The sequence below is a fragment of the Micromonospora phytophila genome, from assembly GCF_023656545.1.
Lineage (GTDB): Bacteria > Actinomycetota > Actinomycetes > Mycobacteriales > Micromonosporaceae > Micromonospora > Micromonospora phytophila.
This window is the reverse complement of record NZ_JAMOKF010000001.1, coordinates 1-18,282: the sequence shown is the minus strand read 5'-3', so window position 1 is coordinate 18,282 and position 18,282 is coordinate 1. Positions and strand designations below refer to the sequence as shown.

Sequence of the window (18,282 nt, the reverse complement as noted above, 5' to 3'; positions counted from 1 at the left end):
GGCGGCAATCGTTGTCCAACCGCTATGCACAACCTGTGCCGCTCTGGGCGCACTGGCATTACGTTCTGTGCAATCCCGCCACAGGAGAGGCCGCGATGTACCCCTCCGTCGCAGAAGCCATCGCACTGCCGGTGATCCGCCGCGCGAAGCCGCAGGTGGTGGCCGGGTCGGCCGGCATGCAGGGCCGGGTCCGCTGGGTCCACGTGGCGGAGGTCGCCGACATCGCGCACCTGCTGCGCGGCGGCGAACTGGTGCTGACCACCGGAATCGCGCTGCCGGACGAGGCGGCGGCGCTCACCAGGTACGTGGACGACCTGGCCGCGGTCCGTGCGGCGGGCCTGGTGATCGAGCTGGTCCGGCGGTGGAGTGACGACATACCCGAGGCGCTGGTGACCGCGGCCGACCGGCACCGACTCCCACTGATCACGCTCGCGCAGGAGACGCCGTTCGTGTCCGTCACCGAGGCGGTGGTGGCGCTGATCGTCGACGCGCAACTCGCCGAGCTGCGGGCGGCCGAGCAGGTGCACGAGACGTTCACCTCACTCACCGTGGCCGGAGCGGAGCCGGCCGAGGTGCTGCGCGAGGTGGCCAGGATTTCCGGACTGCCGGTCGTGCTGGAGACGCTGGGGCACGACGTGCTCGCGTACGACGCGGCCGGGCAGGATCCCACCCAGCTGCTGGCCGACTGGGGTCAGCGGTCCCGGTCCGTGGCCGCGCCCGAACGGACGGCGCACGACGAGGAGGCCGGCTGGTTGGTCACGATGGTCGGCGCGCAGGGCGCCGACTGGGGACGCCTGGTCCTGCTCTCGCCGGATCCTCCGCCGCACCGGCACGTGGTCGTCGCCGAGCGGGCCGCGTCGGCGCTGGCGGTGCATCGGTTGGTGGCGCGTGATCGGGAGAGTCTGGAACGGCAGACGCACCGGATGTTGCTCGCGCAGCTGCTCGGGCAGGCGGTACCGCCCCCGGATCTGGCCGCCCGGGCCGCCGCGCTGGGCGTCGGCCTCGAGCGGCGACAGCTGGTGGGGGTGGCGATCCGGCCCGGGACCGTGACGCCACGAGCCCCTGCGCTGGCCACCCAGGAGGTGTTGCGCGACCTCGCGGAAGCCACCGCGTTGGCCGCGCGGCGGGTGGCCATACCCGCCCTGGTGGGCGTTGTGGACGACACCAGCGTTCGCGCGCTGCTGTCGCTGCCCGCGCAGGCCGGGGTCGACGCGGTACTGCGCCGGTTGGCCAAGGAGGTGCACCGTTCCGCAGCCGATCCGGTGCTGGTGGCGGTCGGTACCACCGTGTCGCACGTCGCCGAGGTGCGCCGCAGCCTCGGCGAGGCCGCCCACGTGGCGGGGGCGGCGCTGCGCTCCCCCGGCACGCAGCTCTACCACAAGCTGGACAATGTGCGCCTGCGCGGCCTGCTGCATCTGTTGCGGGAGGACGAGCGGGTCCGGGCGTTCGCGGACCGCGAGTTGGGTCCGCTGCTGGCGCGGGACGCCACCCAGCGCAGCCGGCTCGTGGAGCTGCTGCGCTGCTTCTGCGAGCAGGGCGGGAACAAGTCAGCGGCGGCCACCGCCGCGCACCTGTCACGTACGGCCTACTACCAGCAGCTGTCGCGGATCGCGCAGGTGCTCGGGGTGTCGCTGGAGGACCCGGAGTCGATGCTGTCGCTGTACGTGGCCCTCCTGGTCCACGAACTCGACGAGGCGTGACGGGTCAAGGGTCCAGCAGGAGCCGCTAATCGGTCCACCGCGCGGATTGACAGCTCGGTGCAACCGTGCGGTGGACACAGTGTGCCCTGATTACGGCAAGCGTGGACACTTTGCCGCTGCCGTGGCGGGTCCGGGACACCCACCATTCCGAGATAAAGATCGAGCTGATCCCGCCCCCACCCGCAGCACGCGCGCCGGCTGGCCGGCCACTGTTGCGGCAGCGCAACAGGGAGGTGACCGATGGCCGTTGAACCCCTGCCCCCCGCCGAAACCACCGCGGTCGAGCCGGGCACACAGATCACCCATCCGGATGGCCGAGTCGAGCTTCGTGACTTCTCCACGATCGCCGACAGCCCGTACTTCAACGAAGAGCTCGCCCCGGTCCCCATCGAGAAGCGCACCTGGACCACGTACAACTTCGCGGCGCTGTGGATCGGCATGGCGCACAACATCCCCACCTATCTGCTCGCCGCCGGGCTCATCCAGCTCGGCATGAACTGGCTGCAGGCATTCCTCACGATCACGCTGGGCAATCTGCTCGTCCTCATCCCGATGCTGTTGAACAGCCACGCGGGCACGAAGTACGGGATCCCCTTCCCGGTCTTCGCCCGCGCGTTCTACGGAGTCCGCGGCGCGAACCTCCCGGCCCTGCTCCGCGCCTTCATCGCGTGCGGCTGGTTCGGCATCCAGACCTGGATCGGCGGCGAGGCGATCTACGCGATCGCCGGCAAGCTGCTCGGCTCCTGGTGGGTCGACGCGGCGACGGTGATGGACTACCCGTGGACGCTGTGGGCCTCGTTCTTCCTGTTCTGGGCGATCGAGATGGCGATCATCTGGCGGGGCATGGACACCCTGCGGCGCTTCGAGAACTGGGCCGCACCGTTCGTCATCGTGGTCGCCGTCGCCCTGCTGATCTGGGTGCTGGTCGAGGCGAACGGGCTCGGCCCGATCCTGTCCGAGCCGTCGAAGCTGGGCTGGGGCGCCGACTTCTGGAAGCTGTTCGCGCCGTCACTGATGGGGATGATCGCCTTCTGGGCGACGCTGTCGCTGAACATCCCCGACTTCACCCGGTTCGGCGGCAGTCAGCGGCAGCAGGCGTACGGCCAGATCCTCGGCCTGCCGACCACGATGTCGTTCTTCGCCATCCTGTCCATCCTGATCACCTCGGGCACGGCCGTGATCTACGGCGAGGCCATCTGGGACCCCATTCAACTGGCCGCGAAGTTCGAGAACCCACTGGTCGTCGCGCTCGGCCTGTTCACCGTCGTGGTCGCCACGCTGTCGGTGAACGTCGCGGCGAACACGGTCAGCCCGGCGTACGACTTCTCCAACGCCGCGCCCCGACTGGTGAGCTTCCGGACCGGGGGCCTGATCACCGGCGTGCTCGGCATCCTGATCCAGCCGTGGCGCCTGGTGCAGGACCCCAACATCTACATCTTCGTCTGGCTCGGGTTCTACGGCGGCCTGCTCGGCGCGGTCGCCGGCGTACTCATCGCCGGGTACTGGATCCGCCACCGCACCAGGCTCCAACTGCCGGCCCTCTACCGCCCCGAGGGAAGGTACTGGTTCTCCGGCGGGTGGAACTGGGCCGCCATCGTCGCCACCGTCGTCGGCGCGGTCCTCGCGGTGGGTGGCGCCTACTCCGCGCCCGGCAAGGGGCCGTTCCCGTCCGACGGGCTCATCCCGTTCCTCAAGCCGCTCTACGACTACAGCTGGGTGGTCGGGCTGCTCGGCGGGTTCCTCGTCTACCTGGCGCTGTCGATGCCGCGCACCGCGAAGGGGGAGAATTGACATCCTCCACCGCCCTGAAGGGCGGGGATTCCCTCGGTCACCCGGGGGGGTTCCTGTTTCACCGGGCCGCGCCTTCACCGCTTTCGCGGGTCGGGTCTTATCGGCCCTCCACAGGCGTTTCACCTCTCCGCCAGCCCGGCGGCGAGGATGTTGCACGCGGCGTTGACGTCCCGGTCGTGCACGGCATCACAGCCGGGACACGTCCAGGCGCGAACGCCGAGGGTCATCGCAGTGTTGATCCGCCCGCACGCCGAGCAGGTCTTCGTGCTCGGATGCCAGCGGTCGACGGCGATCACCTGCCGCCCGTACCAGGCGGCCTTGTACTCGATCATGCTGCGCAGGTGTGTCCATGCCGCGTCGGAGATGGCGCGGGCCAGGAAATGGTTGCGCAGCATGTTGCGCACGCTGAGGTCTTCGATCACGACCGTTTGGTTCTCGCGGACGAGTCGAGTCGACAGCTTGTGCAGGTGATCCCGCCGCCGGTCGGCGATGCGACAGTGGATGCGGGCCACGGCAAGCCGGGCTTTGGCCCGGTTCTTGGTGTCCTTGCCCTTACGGGACAGGTTCCGCTGCGCCTTGGCCAACCTGCGCCGGTCGGCGCGCTCATGACGCGGGTTGGTGATCTTCTCCCCGGTGGACAAGGTGAGCAGGCTCGTGATGCCCACGTCCACCCCGACCGCCGTGGACAGCGGCGGCAGTGGCTTGACGGTGGGGTCGTCGACCAGCAGGGACACGAACCACCGACCGGCCGCGTCGCGGGACACCGTGACCGTCGACGGTTCGGCCCCTTCGGGCAGGGGCCGCGACCACACGATGCCCAGCGGGGCGTCCATCTTGGCCAGGGTGAGTTGCCCGTGACGCCAGCGAAACGCCGAGCGGGTGTATTCCGCCGACGCCCGGGACTTGCGCTTGGCCTTGAAACGCGGGTAGCGCGACCGCTTGCCCCAGAACGCGGCGAACCCGGCTTGCAGGTGCCGCAGCGTCTGCTGCAACGGCACCGAGCTGACCTCGTTAAGGAACGCCAGCTCCCCGGTGCGCTTCCACTCGGGCAGCCACGCCGAGGACTGCACATAGGTGCTGCGCTGCCGGTCAACGGCCCACGCACGGGTGCGCGCCGCCAAGGCGAGGTTGTAGACCTTTCGCACGCACCCGAAGGTGCGGTTGAGCTGATCGGCCTGCCCTGGGGTCGGATAGAAGCGGTACTTGTATGCCCGCTTCACCACCTCACCCACGCCTCACATTCTATCCACCCATCATGCAAGACGAGCATCGAGGGGAGGGAGCGGCGTTACCTCCCGGCCCTAAACGGCCGGGTTTCCACGCCGCGATCCTGATGAGCAACATCATCCGAGCCGGGCTGGTGCAGCAGAAGTGGACCGGCGACAAGGAGTCGATGATCGCCAACGCGGTCGAGGCCATCCGCAGCGCCGCCTCGCAGGGCGCCCAGGTGGTCTGCCTGCAGGAGTTGTTCTACGGCCCGTACTTCTGCCAGATCCAGGACGCGGACTATTACTCGTACACGGAGGCCATCCCGGACGGGCCGACGACCGCGCTGATGCGCGAGGTCGCCGAGCAGCACGGCGTGGTGCTGATCGTGCCGATGTACGAGCAGGAGCAGCCGGGCGTCTACTACAACACCGCCGCCGTGATCGACGCCGACGGCACCTACCTCGGCAAGCACCGGAAGAACCACATTCCGCAGGTGAAGGGGTTCTGGGAGAAGTTCTACTTCCGGCCGGGAAACCTCGGCTATCCGGTGTTCGACACCGCCGTGGGGCGGATCGGCGTCTACATCTGCTACGAGCGGCACTTCCCGGAGGGCTGGCGGGCGCTCGGCCTGGCCGGCGCGAAGATCGTTTTCAACCCGTCGGCGACCAGCCGCGGCCTGTCGGAGTACCTGTGGCGGCTGGAGCAGCCGGCGGCGGCGGTGGCGAACGAGTACTACGTCGGCGCGATCAACCGGGTCGGCGTGGAACCGTTGGGCGACAACGACTTCTACGGCCAGTCGTACTTCGTCGACCCGCGCGGGCAACTGGTCGGCGACGCGGCGTCGGACACCGAGGACGAGGTCGTCGTCCGCGACCTGGACATGGACAAGCTGGCCGAGGTCCGTGACCTGTGGGCGTTCTACCGCGACCGCCGGCCCGACACGTACGAATCGCTGGTGAAGCCGTGAGCATCGTCATCCGGAACGGAACAGTCGTCAACGCCACCGGGGCGCACCCGGCGGACGTGCTGGTCGAGGGCGAGCGGATAGCGGCGCTCGCCGCGCCCGACTCCGGTCTGGCCGAGCAGTGGGCGGCTGGTGCCGAGCGCGTGATCGATGCCGCCGGGAAGTACGTGGTGCCCGGCGGCATCGACGGCCACACCCACATGGAGATGCCGTTCGGCGGGACATTCTCGGCGGACAATTTCGAGACCGGGACGATCGCGGCGGCCTGGGGCGGCACGACGACCATCGTGGACTTCGCCGTACAGGGCAAGGGCACGTCCGTGCTGTCTGCGCTGGACAAGTGGCACAGCAAGGCCGACGGCAACTGCGCGATCGACTACGGGTTCCACATGATCATTTCGGACGTGAACGACACGTCGCTGAAGGAGATGGAGGCCTGCATCGAGGCGGGCGTCAACACGTTCAAGATGTTCATGGCCTATCCGGGGGTCTTCTACGCCACGGACGGGGAGATCCTGCGGGCGATGCAGAAGGCCCGGGACACCGGGTCGATGATCATGATGCACGCGGAGAACGGTATCGCCATCGACCAGCTCGTCCTCCAGGCGCTGGCCAACGGTCAGACGGACCCGGTGCAGCACGGCCTGACCCGGCCGCCCGAGCTGGAGGGCGAGGCCACCTCGCGGGCGATCGCGCTGGCCAAGGTCACCGGCTCGCCGCTGTACATCGTGCACCTGTCCGCCGCGCACGCCCTGGACGCGGTCACCCAGGCCCGCGACACCGGGCAGAACGTGTTCGCCGAGACCTGCCCGCAGTACCTGTTCCTGTCGCTTGAGGATCTGGCCAGGCCCGACTTCGAGGGCGCGAAGTACGTCGCCTCTCCCCCGCTGCGCCCGAAGGAGCACCAGGCGGAACTGTGGCGGGGCCTGCGCACCAACGACCTGTCGCTGGTGTCCACCGACCACTGCCCCTTCTGCTTCAAGGACCAGAAGGAGCTGGGCCGGGGAGACTTCTCCAAGATCCCGAACGGGATGCCCGGCGTCGAGCACCGGATGGACCTGCTCTATCAGGGCGTCGTGAGGGGCGAGATCACCCTGCCGCGCTGGGTGGAGATCAGCTCGACCACGCCCGCCAGGATGTTCGGGCTCTACCCGCGCAAGGGCGTCATCGCGCCGGGCGCCGACGCGGACATCACGGTGTACGACCCGACGGCCCGGCAGACCATATCGGCCCGCACGCACCACATGAACGTGGACTATTCCGCGTACGAGGGCATGGAGCTGACCGGAAAGGTCTCCACCGTGCTGTCCCGTGGCCGGGTCGTGGTCGATGACAACGCCTTCCACGGCGCGGCCGGGCACGGCAGGTTCCTGAAGCGCGATCTCAGTCAGTACCTGGTCTGAAAAGGAGAAGCGGTGGACTTCGGTGTCGTACTGCAGACCGACCCGCCAGCTCGCGACGTCGTGGCCGGCCTCACCGCCGCCGAGGACAACGGGTTTCGCTACGGGTGGACGTTCGACTCCTGCGTGCTGTGGCAGGAGCCGTTCGTCATCTACTCGCAGGTCCTCGCCGCCACCAAGCACCTGATCGTCGGGCCGATGGTGACCAACCCGAGCACCCGCGACTGGTCGGTCACCGCGTCGCTCTTCGCCACGCTCAACGACATGTTCGGCAACCGCACGGTGTGCGGGATCGGCCGCGGTGACTCGGCCCGGCGGGTCATCGGCCAGCCGCCGGCGAGCCTGGCCACGCTGAAGGAAGCGATGCACGTGATCAAAGAGTTGGCCGAAGGCAACGAGGTCGAACACCACGGCACGCCGGTGCGCATCCCGTGGGTGCGGGACGGCCGGCTGGAGATCTGGATGGCCGCCTACGGCCCGAAAGCGCTGCGGCTGGTCGGCGAGCAGGCCGACGGCTTCATCCTGCAGACGGCCGATCCCGACATCGCCCGCTGGACGATCGGCTCGGTACGCGATGCGGCCACCGCAGCAGGTCGAGATCCCGACTCGATCACGATGTGCGTGGCCGCGCCGGCCTACGTGGGCACGAACCTCGGGCACCAACGGGATCAGCTGCGCTGGTTCGGCGGCATGGTCGGCAACCACGTGGCCGACCTGGTCGCCCGCTACGGCGACTCCGGGGTCGTACCGAAGGCGCTCACCGACTACATCAAGGGCCGCGAGGGCTACGACTATTCACACCACGGCCGCGCCGGTAATCCGTCCGCTGACTTCGTCCCCGACGAGATCGTCGACCGGTTCTGTCTGCTCGGACCCGAGTCGGCACACGTCGACCGGCTGCAGGAGCTCAAGGAGATCGGGGTCCACAACTTCGCCCTCTACCTCATGCACGATGACCGGGAAAAGACCCTCACCTCGTACGGCAAGAACGTGATCACGCATGTCTGACACGTCCGCCGTGCCGCCGCACGTGTGAGCGGCACGGCGGGCGGAGCCACTGGCCCTCGTGGCCGGGAGCGGCCGGGTGGTCCACCACAGCCTGCGGCGGAACCCGGGGTTGACGCGCGCGGTCACCGGTACGACAGGGCGGCGCCGAACGAGCGCGGTCGGCGGCTACTTGTCTACTGGTGGGACGATCGCAGCCCGGCCAGGCTTGGTCGAGGTGACCGACGAACGCGCTGTTCGCGGCAGATCATTACACCTGACCTTCGTCGACGCCCAGCCACGGGTGAGGCAATGCGCCCGGCAGCTATCCGAACGCATTGGCATCGGCAGGGTCGCACACCGGCCGTCTCCAGCCGGTGGCGTCGGCGGCGATCAGTTTCCTGATCAGAAGGGAGGTGCGTCCTCGCCCATCAACGCCAGCACGACGCCTCCCTTCCCGCTCTTGAGGCTCTGGACCACGACCTTGCCGGTGCTGCCGTCGGGCAGCTCCAACGTAAAGGTCTTCCCCACCGCGTTTTTGGGGCCGTTGCCGGCGCTGTTGGCGGGTCGGAAGTCACCTGCCCACGGCGGGGTCCCACCCTTGCGGGCGGGCTCGGCGAAGAGCGCGGCGGTGCCGGGGGTCCTGGTGCCGTCCGAGGAGAGAAGCACTGAGGCGCTGCGATAGGTAGCCATATACGCCAAGGCTATCCCAGTCTGCGCTCGTTCGCGCCACGACAACTGCCCGCACCGCGAACGGCCACGGAGAGCGACCTTGGGTCGACCGTGCGTCGGCCGGCCCGAGCTGGACCCCGGTCGCCGAACCCGCAGCTTCGGCGACCGTCAGCCCGCCGGCTCGGCCGACGTCTCGCCACCGCGTCCGCACTTGCCCCCACCAGGCCCGGACACCTCGCAGGTTGTCGGCGCGCACGGTCGGTGGCATAGGTAAGTGCGTTGGCCGAAACTGCCAACCGGAGTCACGGCTGCCATCGGCGGTGCGATATCGCACCAGGAGTCAAGGCGGACGGCACAGGAGAGCGAATCCCTTGCAACCTTTCTTCGGACTGGCGGCGCTCGCCGCGGCCCGGGCTGTCGTTGGCCGGGGGCTGACAGGCTAGTTTGCTCGGATGAGTCTCCTCGATGACGTCGCGAGGCGTGACAGTTGGCGATGCTGGGTGTGCGACGAGCCGGTCGACGCCGACATGTCGGTGAACGACCCGCGTGGTCCCAGCGTCGACAGCCGCACCGCCGACAAGAAGGCCAAGGTCGCCGAGCGACTCGCGCACCGTGCCTGCAACACTCGCAAGGGCGCGGTCAAGGTGGTCATCGCCTGGCCGGACCGTCTGCACGTGGTGGAGCCCGCACCGCTGATCACCGTCGCCGAGCGACTCGAGCGCAAGGGTGGCCGCGAGCTGGTCGCCCGCTGTCCGAGCAAGAAGGACGCCCAGGAGGCGGCGGACTGGCTGGTTGACCGGTTCTCCCGGCTGGTGCCTGGACTGCCGGTGACCGCAAGCGTCGACGCAGGCGGCGGACAGTACCTCGTCGCCCTGGCCACCGGCCGCCGCTGACCGGTGGTCCTGGTCGGCGCCCGACGCCAACCCGGGGCACCCCGGACCCGAGCCACCACCAGCGCTGCTGCACCGCCCACGACACCCCCCGCCGCTCACAGTGCCTTGACTGCAGTGAGCGGCTCGAGCGTTCTCAGCGGCAGATCGGGGCGAGGTGGGGACAGCGTTGACGGCGCGGCGCGCCGTCTTGCCGAGTGAGGTCTTCGGCGGCCGGCCTGGTGTACAAGCTGCTTTCCACCGAGCTGGTCCTCCCGTCGATCCGTGCGATCTTGCGGATGGGCTCTGACGCCGTCCATCTCCGTCAGTTGGGCGGACGTTACTTCGACGATCTGCAGCGCATCGAACGCCGGCGAGGCTCTGCCGTCGAGCTGTTGGCGGAGGATCTGCAGCATTTACGCCACACAACTGCGCGGTCACGTCACCGGGTTCGATCGCCAGGTCCTGACCATCGCCTCGGGTGCGGCGTCGGCCGCACCGACGCCGACCGGCCAGATCGCGGGCGGGGTGTTGGCCCTGCTTGCCTCCCTGGTCCACGGACCCAGGCAACGGAAGCCGATCACGCTTTTCCGGATCGACAAGACCGAACCTCCCACGGCTTCCCTGCCCGCCGGGCCGGCGGCCGGCCGTCTAGCCAACGACCTCGGGACGGCTCTCCGGATCGAGCCGGACCGTGAACGCGTGGCCGACGGGTAATTGACTGGCTGGCAGTGCGGCCGGGTTGATAGCGTGCCCCCAGATCCGTGACCCGGCCGAGGAGGTGAGACCCGTGAACGCAGTTCGCACGTGGTGCTCCCTCCCGTTACGGACGGGCGACTGACGTAACCGCCGCCGGGAGCGCCCATCAGATGGCACTCCCGAAAGGCATCAAACCATGCATTCTGTACGTTTCACCGCTGAGACCTCGTCCGACGGTGTCGTCGAACGCGACTTCCTCGTCGGCGAGATCCCGGGTGTGCTCTGGGCACCCGTATCCGGCGCCGATCATGCCCCGATCGTGCTCGTGGGGCACAACGGCGGCATGCACAAGAAGGCGCCGGGGCTCCGGGCCCGCGCCCTGCGCACCGCGGCCACCTGGGGGTTCAATGTCGTCGCGATCGACGCGCCGGGACACGGCGACCGCCCGCGTACGGACGAGGACGAGCAGGCCCGTACGGAGATCCGGGAAGCCGTGACGGCGGGTGACACCCCGCGGTTCGCGGCGGCCAGCGTCCGCTTCATTGCCTCGCTCGCGGAACGGGCCGTAGCGGAATGGCAGGCGACGCTGGACGCCCTGCAGGCGTTGCCGCAGATCGGCCCGGACGCGCCGGTCGGCTACGGCGGGGGCATCGCGATGGGCACGGCGATCGGGGTACGGCTGACCGCGGCCGAGCCCCGGATCACCGCCGCGATCTTCGGCGGCGGGTTCTTTGTGGACGAACCGGTGATCATGGCCGCGCGGCAGATCACCGTGCCGGTCCAGTTCCTGCTGCCGTGGGACGACGAGCACATCGCCCGTTCGTCCGGGTTCGCGTTGTTCGACGCGTTCGCCTCAGCGGAGAAGACGTTGCACGCGAACCCGGGCGACCAACGCAGCGTCCGGTGGGTCGGGGTGGACGACACGTTCCTGTCCCGCCACCTCGGCCGGGCCTGACCTGACCGCTACCGGCGTCCCGCGCGAAGCTGGGCGCCGGTACCGGCGATAAGTGCAGATTCGCGGCGGCGAATGACTCCAGATGCGCCTTTTTGCGGCTTGCATCGATGAGCCTTCTCATCGTGGCGGTGCTGGTCACGATGAAAAGGGCTCTATGTCTCGTATGGGTCCCAGTGGGCGTCGTAGCGCAGCAGCGAGCGGGCCAGGTCCGGGTGGGCCGCCGCCCACCGAGTGTCGAACAGGAACCATTGGTCGAACCCGAAGAAGCCGTCGATGTACCGAGCGACCTGCGCGGTGTGCGGGTCTAGCTGGATCAGCGACTCGGTGGGCCGCTCCGCGGGCAGCAGTTCCAGCATGTCCCCGAGGTTCGGGGCGTGCGCGGGCACTCGGTCGAGGCCGGCGGGCGACGGAGCGTATCCGGGAAGCCGGGCGTAGCGTTCCAGCGCCAGGCCGACGTCGTTCTCTCCGGGGGCGACGAGGGCCCGCAGCAGTCGAGCGTCGTGGGGCCAGTGGTGGGCGTCGGGGTCGTCGACGCCGCGCAGGTGGGCGGCGAGGTCCGGCAGGGTCAGGCCGGGGAAGACGATGGCGCCGGCCAGGTCCAGGTTCCGATAGGTATCGGGCGATTGCCAGCAAAGGCGGACCGAGAAGACGGACTCCGGCCCGGGCGGAACCAGCCGGACGGTACGAACCGGTACGCCGTGGCTGAAGACCGCGCCAGGCGCGGCCGTGTTGGCGGGCAGGGGCCAGGTGTCGTGCAGCAGGAACGCAAGCCGGTCGGGCGATGCGGCGGCGGCCTCGTCGTCGATGAAGTAGTAGGCGAGGTCCACCTCGTCGTCATCGGTGCGCACTCTCAGGGCGTGCTCGCCGAGCCGGACGAAGGTGCCCTCGTCGTCACCCTCCACCCACAGGTGTTCGTTCAGCAGCGCGCCCAGTTCGTCAAAGGACTCAGGCCGGGGCAGGTTCCGCTTCCGGACCTCCTCGAAGATCGACTCCAAGCCGTAGACGTTGCCGCCCAACTCGCTGTCGATCCATGCGTCCGGGTCGTCGTGTTCCCAGCCGCGGCGGAACCAGTCCAGCACGGTCGCGTCGGGCAGGGTGACCACCCGCTTGCTGAGCGGCGATTCCTCTCGCCAGCGGCACACAAAGTACATGCGGCTGACTCTAGGCGGGCGGTCCGACGTGGCCCTTGCCGCGGCGACGGGCCGCAACCGGCCCGGAGCACGGCGGGCAGCCGCTGTACCCGCCCGAGCCCAAACCGGGACGGTACGCGGCTCGCCGATCGGCAACCGGTGGACGGGTCCCGCATGTCCGCCGGCACCTCCGCAGCGGCCGGTCCATTGCGCGGGTGGCCTCCGCAACGCGCCCCTGGTAGCTGATAGGCATGGGAGCGGACCTGCGGCAAATTGCGGATGCCGTTGAGTGCTGAGCGATCGTTGCTCGCTGCGACGGAGCCCGGCCGCGACGCGTTCCGTAGTCGGCTTGCCGCCGCCCGAAGCTGATCGTCATCATGCCGTCGTGGGGTCGGACTGGACCTGCAAGCTGCAAGTGCCGGCGGCGGCAGAGCCAGCCCTTCGCAAGCTGTACGCCCTGGCAGCCGACCGGGACTTGGGCACGCAACGCCCCGATGGGCTGATCAACCTGTTCACCAACCCGGACGGCGACTCGCGCACGGTCGAGGACCCGCAGGCAAGTCGACGCCATGGCGACGGGCAAGGCGCATGGCCAGCTCTGGACGAATGGCGACGTCGATGTCTTCGTGGACTGGCAGGATGGGACGCTCATGTAGGCGTTGGACGCCGCGTCGAGCTCCTCGATGACCCGGTCGCCGTCGACCCGCTCGGCTACCAGGACATCCATACCTGCTGGCTGCGGGCGGCATGAGCTCGCGGAGCAGACGCCACTGGAGGCCCAGGACAGCGGCAGGTGCGTACACGGATCGCTGTTGCCCGTCGCGGTGGCCCACGAGGGGCTTGGGAAGCATGGGCGTGGGTGATCATTGAGCGGTGATGGACCCTGCCGCGCTGCCGGCCGCTCCCGGTGTTTTCTCGTTGGCCGTTCCGCCGCTGTTCGCCGCGCTGGCTCCGGCGCGCAGCATCCTCATCGCCGGAGCGGGCGGGGGGTTCGACGTGTACGCCGGCCTGCCCTTGGCGTTCGCCCTGTGGCGCGGCGGGGCACAGGTGCACCTGGCCAGCCTGTCCTTCTCAGAGCTCGAGTTGACCGACCGGGACGCGTGGGTAGCGGAGCACGTCGCGGAGGTGCAGCCGGACACCAGCAGCCCAGACTGGTACTTCCCCGAACGGACGCTCGCCCGGTGGCTGGCGGCTCAGGAGCTGCCGTCGACCGTGTACGCCTTTCCGCCGCTCGGTGTCCAGCCGTTACGGGCGGCGTACCGGCACCTCATCGAACAACTCCACATCGATGCGGTGGTGCTGGTCGACGGCGGCACCGACGTCCTGCTGCGCGGCGACGAAAGCGATCTCGGCACCCCGGTGGAGGACATCACCAGCCTGGCCGCCGTGGCCGCGCTGGACGTGCCGGTCAAGCTGGTGACCAGTCTCGGCTTCGGCATCGACGCCTACGACGGCGTCAACCACGTCCAGGTGCTGGAGAACCTCGCCGCACTCGACCGCGACGGCGGCTACCTCGGCGCCCTGTCCATCCCCGGTTCCAGCCGGGAGGCCGCGCTGTACCGCGATGCCGTCGCCAACGCCCAAGCCGCCACCCAAGACCGGCCGAGCATCGTCCAAGGACAGATCGCCGCCGCCACCAGCGGCGCGTTCGGAGACGTGCAGTTCACCCGCCGCACCGGCGACGGCGACCTGTTCGTCAACCCGCTCATGGCGATCTATTTCACCGTCGACCTCGACAAACTCGCCGCCCGATGCCTGTACCTCGACCGCATCGAGAACACCATCGGCAGGCGACAGGTCATCACCCGCATCCAAGCCTTCCGCGACGAACTCCTCAACGCACGCATCCCCCGCGCGTTTCCCCACTGAACGCCCGGCCGGCGGCAGAAAAGGACGTTGATTGCAAAACTCAGCTGCGCGATGGCACCCGGCATACTGAGCGCATGCGACAGGCGTTCGCGCACGAAGCGGTTCTCCTCATGGCGCCGGACGCTGACACACAGGCGCCCGGTGCGGCGATCACTGTGGGGTTGTGCGGCCATTGGGAACACGAGCCGCCATGCCCCTTGGCACCGCACCACACCCGTGCGGATCGGAGCGACGGCGGCGAGGTGCGTCTGAGGATTCTGTTCGCTGCCGAACCGGACCTGGAAGACACCGTCCGGCAGCGCATCGACCTGGCGCTGTCCCGTGGTCAACTGCCCGGTCCGGAGGGCGCGCACACCCGGTGGCAACTACGGATCAGCCGACGCAGTGAGGTCGCGCCTGAGGAGACGAGCCACGCCACGCGCTTGGCGTGCGGCTGAGCCACGCACCGTCCGGACTCCGCGGTCTGATCCCAAGCTGGAGCGGTCTCCACCAGGCCAACTGCGGACTCACCATCGTGCAACGGGAAACCGACCGCCCCCACGCTGGTCCGCTTCAACAACATCGGCCACCTGCAACTCGTTGGGATCCGCATCTCGGCATGACGATGCACGGGCCGGCCCGACCAAAGCCGACCAGCGGCTGTGTGCCATGTGCGGATGTTCCTCGAAGAGCTTGAACGCCTTCACCCCGCTATGGTTCAGTCCACCAGCCCAGAGCGTTGCCGTCCTCGTCGTAGACGTTCCCGTACTCCCAGGGACAACCGGCTGGTTGGTACCTCGGAGAATTACCGAGCCTCACGGGTCAGGGTCTGGTCAAGGTGGGTTCTGCGGGTGGCATCAGGGCGGAGACAGTTGTCCGGCCACGGCGAGGAACCTCTCGACCAGACCTGGGCGGATGCTGCGTGCGTTGCTCGCCGGATACTGATGTGCACCCGGACCCACCTCCACGTCGCGTCGCGTCGATGATCGGAGACACTTTCACCGTGCGAAACGACCTCGACCAGATCGAAGCGGCGTTCGTCGGCACGCCACTGGCCGGCCTGCCGATCGGGCACGGCCCGTCGGGCACTGTCCTCGTCGCCGGCATCGACCCCGATCGCCTGCACGAGGCCTGGCAGGTTGCCGACGCGCTGGTGCCGGTCATCGGACGCCTGCCCGTCATGGTCACCGACGACTTCGGCGACACGCTGAGAATCCGGCCCGAGCCCGAGCCGGGTCCGTCGGCGTCGGAGCTGCGCGCGTTCGCCGAGGCGGCGGAGTCTTCCGAACCCTGGCTGGTCTACTGCGACTACAGCGAGGACGACGAGGTCGACGAGGGCGAGGTCGAGTACTACGCGCGTGGCATGGCCGGCGTCGATCTCGACCTGACGGCCCTGGTGTCGGATGTGGCGCTGCCGACCCCGCGCCAAGCGCTGGAGCGGGCGCTGTACGACCGGCTGCTCGCCGACGCCGATCTACACGCTCGGGTGCTTGACAGCGTGCGGTTCGTGACGCAGACCGACTACTGGTACACGCCTGACAGCGTCCTGCTCATGTTGCTGCCCACCAGCGACGTCCGCAGCTCGGGGTACTGGGTGGACTTCTTCGGTGCGCTCACCCGGGAGTACCAGTGGACGCTCGCCGAGGTGTTGGCGCAGTGGCGCCACCGGTGGGACGCCCGCCTGGTCGCGTCGTGGGGCACCATGCTGCAGTTCCAGGTGGGTCGTCGCCCGGCACCGGGTGCCGAGGCATGGACCGCGGCCGGCCAGCTCAAGGCGCTCGCCCCGAACCTCGACCTGAGCCGGTGGGAGATCGCCGTCGCCTTGACCGCCGGTGACGCCTGGTTCGTGCACAACCGGCCCTGAGGTGATACTGGTTCAGTGCGGGGATCATGGGCTCATGTCGGCCGGTTATGGACCAATGGCGAGCCCTTCCTCGCCATCGACGCGACACGCCGGAGCGATTGGCGCGGTTACAGCGACGACGACTTCGAACGGGTCGTCAACTTGGCGCCGGAGGACAGCAGCATCTCCGTCGCGGCCGGCAGCGCGGCTCTGGTCGGCGGGGACGGTGTTGTCCGTGACGACAGTTGGATCGAGGTCTTCCATTTCGAGGACGGCGCCCTCGCCTTCGTACAGGCATCAGGGCCCGACTATCCGGGTGTACTCGCGGCAGCACTGAGGTACCCGGATGCAGAGGACAACGAGGGTGACGACCTCCTCGTCGGCGGTGGTGAACTGGCGGTCTTCAGCGCAGCCGTCGACGGCGCAGGGGAACACTCGACCCGACTATCGCCGGCACAGCCCGGGCCGGTACCGATCGTTCACGGTCCCCCGTCGCCAGAGCTGGACCCCGGCATGCTGATCCAGACCGCCGCCAGCGTGTACCGATTCAAGATCCGCTGGTACACCGAACTGGACGACGACAGCTGCTTCGCACGCTGGCTCCTCATTCCGGCTTCATGATGCGGCGCGTAGTCAGCCAGTGGAGGACGTTGCGGCGCGAGAGCCTATACCGCGCTGGGGGCATTCCCGACAGGTGAGCGGACGATACGCTCGCCGCTGTGACTAGCGCGCCGACAACCCGCAGCGACGACGGGGCTCCCAGTACAGCGCTGGTGGAACGCGTTCTCGCCAAGGCCGCTGAAGTGCTGATCATCGAGGCATCCGGCGACGAACTCGACCGAACTGACGCGGCACGGATTGTGCTCTCGGGCAAGGAGATCGCCGAGCTGGCCCGGCTACTGGCTGTCGTAGACGGCGGCACCGCAGACCGCTGCCTGTGCCTGGGCTGGCCAACGATCCTCGTGTTGGACGTAACCGGCCGCGAGCTCGCCCGGTGGACCCTGCACCACCAGACCGCGATAAGGGGTCTCGGAAGTTGTGACGCCGAGCTCCGTGATGGCGCTGGCCTCACCGGCTGGTTGGCTGAGCACGGCTTGACCGGATCGCGCGAGGTCCAGCAGATGCTGGCCCGTCAAGCGGTTGAAAACGAGGAGCGCCGTGTCCAATGGGTGAAGGCCGCGCCGCCGACCCTTGTCCGGGCTGCGAAGGCAGCGTCGCGCCGAGAAACTGGCGCCGAAGAACGGCTCGCCGACCTGGTGGCCCGGCGATACCCCGATGCCCTCGAACGCATCCGAGCCCTCGCGTCATGGGCTGGCTTCCCGCCTCGCCACACGACCACGACGGGTGGCACGCCATGGTATGAGCTGGCACCCCAGCGGTTGCTGCTGGCCGAGCCAACTGAGTCGATCTTCAACGCTATGGCGTCGGCGTCCCTGACGCCGGACCAGCTCGACGGTGCCGCAGAACTGTTCACGTCCCTTGAGTGGACTCGTTCGCAGCGCGCCGAGATTCCGGAGTCACTAAGGTCATTGCTGATCGCGCACGTGACGGCCACCGGGACCGACCCGATGAAGTTCCGGATGCGCAATGGGTACGGTGCTGAGCGGATTGCCTGACGCCCGTTGGAGCGCTGCCCGGCGCAGCGGGACTCGGTCGATGAGCACGGCTCTACACACGCAACTCAATAGATCAGGTCACCGGACGGACGCGCGGTCAGCGGCAGATCCGAGCAAATGATCTTAGCAGCCCACGTCGGCATTCGCTCAGATGGCGGGCACCCCGACACAGTGGAGGTCTCGGCGGTATGCCGCGGCCAGCGGGCCGCCTGGTGGGCGCGTGCGACGGTGTCGCGGGTACGTGAGCGACTGCCCTCCGTCCAGCGCAACCGCTGGCGGACATGACCGCTCCCTCGACTCCCCGCGCCACGGCCGGCACCGCACCGCCGGCCGGGGCGATTCACCGTTGGCGCAGCGCGCGCCGGGCGGCGTCGCGGAGCCGTTCGTCCGGGTGCGGGACGTCGACCGGCCAGGCGTCCGTGCCGACGAGCCGCCGGGCCGAGTCGCGGAACTCGCGGAGGCGGTCGGCCGCTGACGCTGGCACCGCGTCGAGGTCGGCGAGGGCCTCGACCGCAACCACGTGCACCGGCAGGGCCGGAGTGCCGGGCGGACCCAGCGCACCCGCCAGGGCGGCCGCGGCGGTCTCGGTGTCGCCGGTGATG

At 68.9% G+C, this 18,282-nt stretch carries 19 protein-coding genes; 13 read left to right on the top strand and 6 right to left on the bottom strand.

The features are described from left to right. Positions 1 to 95: 95 nt before the first annotated feature. Together NCC78_RS00095 and NCC78_RS00090 are read left to right on the top strand one after the other, a co-directional pair. Entirely contained in the window at positions 96 to 1,700 is a 1,605-nt protein-coding gene (locus NCC78_RS00095) for a PucR family transcriptional regulator (RefSeq protein WP_250790941.1), read from the top strand. A gap of 240 nt (positions 1,701 to 1,940) precedes the next feature. Further along, positions 1,941 to 3,491 carry an NCS1 family nucleobase:cation symporter-1 gene (locus NCC78_RS00090; RefSeq protein ID WP_250790940.1) on the top strand — a complete coding sequence of 517 codons (1,551 nt, stop codon included), beginning with the start codon at positions 1,941 to 1,943 and terminating at the stop codon, positions 3,489 to 3,491. Between the two features lie 119 nt (positions 3,492 to 3,610). On the opposite strand, the gene NCC78_RS00085 is transcribed toward NCC78_RS00090, so the two are convergent. Further along, the gene (locus NCC78_RS00085; RefSeq protein ID WP_250790939.1) at positions 3,611 to 4,723 is read right to left on the bottom strand and encodes an RNA-guided endonuclease InsQ/TnpB family protein; all 1,113 of its coding nucleotides are present in this window, start codon (positions 4,721 to 4,723) and stop codon (positions 3,611 to 3,613) included. Positions 4,724 to 4,824: 101 nt separating this feature from the next. On the opposite strand from NCC78_RS00085, the gene NCC78_RS00080 reads away from it, so the two are divergent. From NCC78_RS00080 to NCC78_RS00070, 3 genes are read left to right on the top strand one after another with little or no spacing between them, the layout of a single operon-like run. Then, positions 4,825 to 5,667 (top strand): nitrilase-related carbon-nitrogen hydrolase, encoded by an 843-nt coding sequence (locus NCC78_RS00080; protein ID WP_154936700.1) that lies wholly within the window; start codon positions 4,825 to 4,827, stop codon positions 5,665 to 5,667. Further along, a complete protein-coding gene (gene hydA / locus NCC78_RS00075) occupies positions 5,664 to 7,067 on the top strand; it encodes a dihydropyrimidinase (RefSeq protein WP_250790938.1) in 1,404 nt (467 codons plus the stop codon). Before NCC78_RS00080 ends, hydA begins: the two co-directional genes overlap by 4 nt. A 12-nt stretch (positions 7,068 to 7,079) precedes the next feature. Continuing rightward, the gene (locus NCC78_RS00070) at positions 7,080 to 8,072 is read left to right on the top strand and encodes a TIGR03842 family LLM class F420-dependent oxidoreductase (protein WP_250790936.1); all 993 of its coding nucleotides are present in this window, start codon (positions 7,080 to 7,082) and stop codon (positions 8,070 to 8,072) included. Positions 8,073 to 8,453: 381 nt separating this feature from the next. Here the strand turns inward: NCC78_RS00070 and NCC78_RS00065 are convergent, their stop codons facing one another. Further along, a complete protein-coding gene (locus NCC78_RS00065; protein ID WP_074310625.1) occupies positions 8,454 to 8,741 on the bottom strand; it encodes a hypothetical protein in 288 nt (95 codons plus the stop codon). 431 nt (positions 8,742 to 9,172) lie between these two features. On the opposite strand from NCC78_RS00065, the gene NCC78_RS00060 reads away from it, so the two are divergent. Beyond that, entirely contained in the window at positions 9,173 to 9,613 is a 441-nt protein-coding gene (locus NCC78_RS00060) for a hypothetical protein (RefSeq protein ID WP_250790935.1), read from the top strand. A 95-nt stretch (positions 9,614 to 9,708) separates the two neighbouring features. Here NCC78_RS00060 and NCC78_RS00055 read toward each other — a convergent pair whose 3' ends face one another. After that, positions 9,709 to 10,005, bottom strand: a complete 297-nt coding sequence (locus tag NCC78_RS00055; RefSeq protein WP_250790933.1) for a hypothetical protein — start codon at positions 10,003 to 10,005, stop codon at positions 9,709 to 9,711. A gap of 479 nt (positions 10,006 to 10,484) precedes the next feature. Here NCC78_RS00055 and NCC78_RS00050 point away from each other — a divergent pair, with 479 nt between their 5' ends. Continuing rightward, a complete protein-coding gene (locus tag NCC78_RS00050) occupies positions 10,485 to 11,243 on the top strand; it encodes a dienelactone hydrolase family protein (RefSeq protein ID WP_250790932.1) in 759 nt (252 codons plus the stop codon). 152 nt (positions 11,244 to 11,395) lie between these two features. On the opposite strand, the gene NCC78_RS00045 is transcribed toward NCC78_RS00050, so the two are convergent. Beyond that, on the bottom strand, positions 11,396 to 12,394 hold the full coding sequence (locus NCC78_RS00045; RefSeq protein WP_250790930.1) for a hypothetical protein: 999 nt from the start codon (positions 12,392 to 12,394) through the stop codon (positions 11,396 to 11,398). 364 nt (positions 12,395 to 12,758) lie between these two features. Between NCC78_RS00045 and NCC78_RS00040 the strand changes: the two genes are divergently transcribed. The 3 genes from NCC78_RS00040 to NCC78_RS00030 all read left to right on the top strand — a co-directional run bounded on the left by NCC78_RS00040 (position 12,759) and on the right by NCC78_RS00030 (position 14,679). After that, entirely contained in the window at positions 12,759 to 13,124 is a 366-nt protein-coding gene (locus tag NCC78_RS00040) for a hypothetical protein (protein WP_250790929.1), read from the top strand. A 125-nt stretch (positions 13,125 to 13,249) separates the two neighbouring features. Further along, positions 13,250 to 14,242, top strand: a complete 993-nt coding sequence (locus NCC78_RS00035; RefSeq protein ID WP_250791002.1) for a DUF1152 domain-containing protein — start codon at positions 13,250 to 13,252, stop codon at positions 14,240 to 14,242. Positions 14,243 to 14,316: 74 nt separating this feature from the next. Then, positions 14,317 to 14,679: a hypothetical protein gene (locus NCC78_RS00030; protein WP_250790928.1), complete on the top strand. Its 363-nt coding sequence runs from the start codon at positions 14,317 to 14,319 to the stop codon at positions 14,677 to 14,679. Between the two features lie 69 nt (positions 14,680 to 14,748). Here NCC78_RS00030 and NCC78_RS00025 read toward each other — a convergent pair whose 3' ends face one another. Beyond that, positions 14,749 to 14,928 (bottom strand): hypothetical protein, encoded by a 180-nt coding sequence (locus NCC78_RS00025; protein WP_250790927.1) that lies wholly within the window; start codon positions 14,926 to 14,928, stop codon positions 14,749 to 14,751. Between the two features lie 275 nt (positions 14,929 to 15,203). Here NCC78_RS00025 and NCC78_RS00020 point away from each other — a divergent pair, with 275 nt between their 5' ends. The 3 genes from NCC78_RS00020 to NCC78_RS00010 all read left to right on the top strand — a co-directional run bounded on the left by NCC78_RS00020 (position 15,204) and on the right by NCC78_RS00010 (position 17,680). Further along, positions 15,204 to 16,085, top strand: a complete 882-nt coding sequence (locus tag NCC78_RS00020; protein ID WP_250790925.1) for a DUF4253 domain-containing protein — start codon at positions 15,204 to 15,206, stop codon at positions 16,083 to 16,085. A 15-nt stretch (positions 16,086 to 16,100) separates the two neighbouring features. Further along, positions 16,101 to 16,685, top strand: coding sequence for a hypothetical protein (locus tag NCC78_RS00015; RefSeq protein WP_250790924.1), 585 nt, complete (start codon positions 16,101 to 16,103; stop codon positions 16,683 to 16,685). Between the two features lie 152 nt (positions 16,686 to 16,837). Further along, complete coding sequence (locus NCC78_RS00010) at positions 16,838 to 17,680, top strand: hypothetical protein (protein WP_250790923.1); 843 nt, start codon at positions 16,838 to 16,840, stop codon at positions 17,678 to 17,680. Positions 17,681 to 18,020: 340 nt separating this feature from the next. On the opposite strand, the gene NCC78_RS00005 is transcribed toward NCC78_RS00010, so the two are convergent. Next, on the bottom strand, positions 18,021 to 18,282 hold a 262-nt coding region (locus tag NCC78_RS00005), incomplete at its 5' end, for a hypothetical protein (RefSeq protein ID WP_250790922.1).

Bases quoted from the DNA above. Each gene is read 5' to 3' on its own strand.
- NCC78_RS00095 (WP_250790941.1), top strand. From the start codon at position 96: ATGTACCCCTCCGTCGCAGAAGCCATCGCACTGCCGGTGATCCGCCGC.
- NCC78_RS00090 (WP_250790940.1), top strand. From the start codon at position 1,941: ATGGCCGTTGAACCCCTGCCCCCCGCCGAAACCACCGCGGTCGAGCCG.
- NCC78_RS00080 (WP_154936700.1), top strand. From the start codon at position 4,825: ATGAGCAACATCATCCGAGCCGGGCTGGTGCAGCAGAAGTGGACCGGC.
- NCC78_RS00065 (WP_074310625.1), bottom strand. From the start codon at position 8,741: ATGGCTACCTATCGCAGCGCCTCAGTGCTTCTCTCCTCGGACGGCACC.
- NCC78_RS00060 (WP_250790935.1), top strand. From the start codon at position 9,173: ATGAGTCTCCTCGATGACGTCGCGAGGCGTGACAGTTGGCGATGCTGG.
- NCC78_RS00055 (WP_250790933.1), bottom strand. From the start codon at position 10,005: ATGCTGCAGATCCTCCGCCAACAGCTCGACGGCAGAGCCTCGCCGGCG.
- NCC78_RS00050 (WP_250790932.1), top strand. From the start codon at position 10,485: ATGCATTCTGTACGTTTCACCGCTGAGACCTCGTCCGACGGTGTCGTC.
- NCC78_RS00045 (WP_250790930.1), bottom strand. From the start codon at position 12,394: ATGTACTTTGTGTGCCGCTGGCGAGAGGAATCGCCGCTCAGCAAGCGG.
- NCC78_RS00035 (WP_250791002.1), top strand. From the start codon at position 13,250: ATGGACCCTGCCGCGCTGCCGGCCGCTCCCGGTGTTTTCTCGTTGGCC.
- NCC78_RS00030 (WP_250790928.1), top strand. From the start codon at position 14,317: ATGCGACAGGCGTTCGCGCACGAAGCGGTTCTCCTCATGGCGCCGGAC.
- NCC78_RS00020 (WP_250790925.1), top strand. From the start codon at position 15,204: ATGATCGGAGACACTTTCACCGTGCGAAACGACCTCGACCAGATCGAA.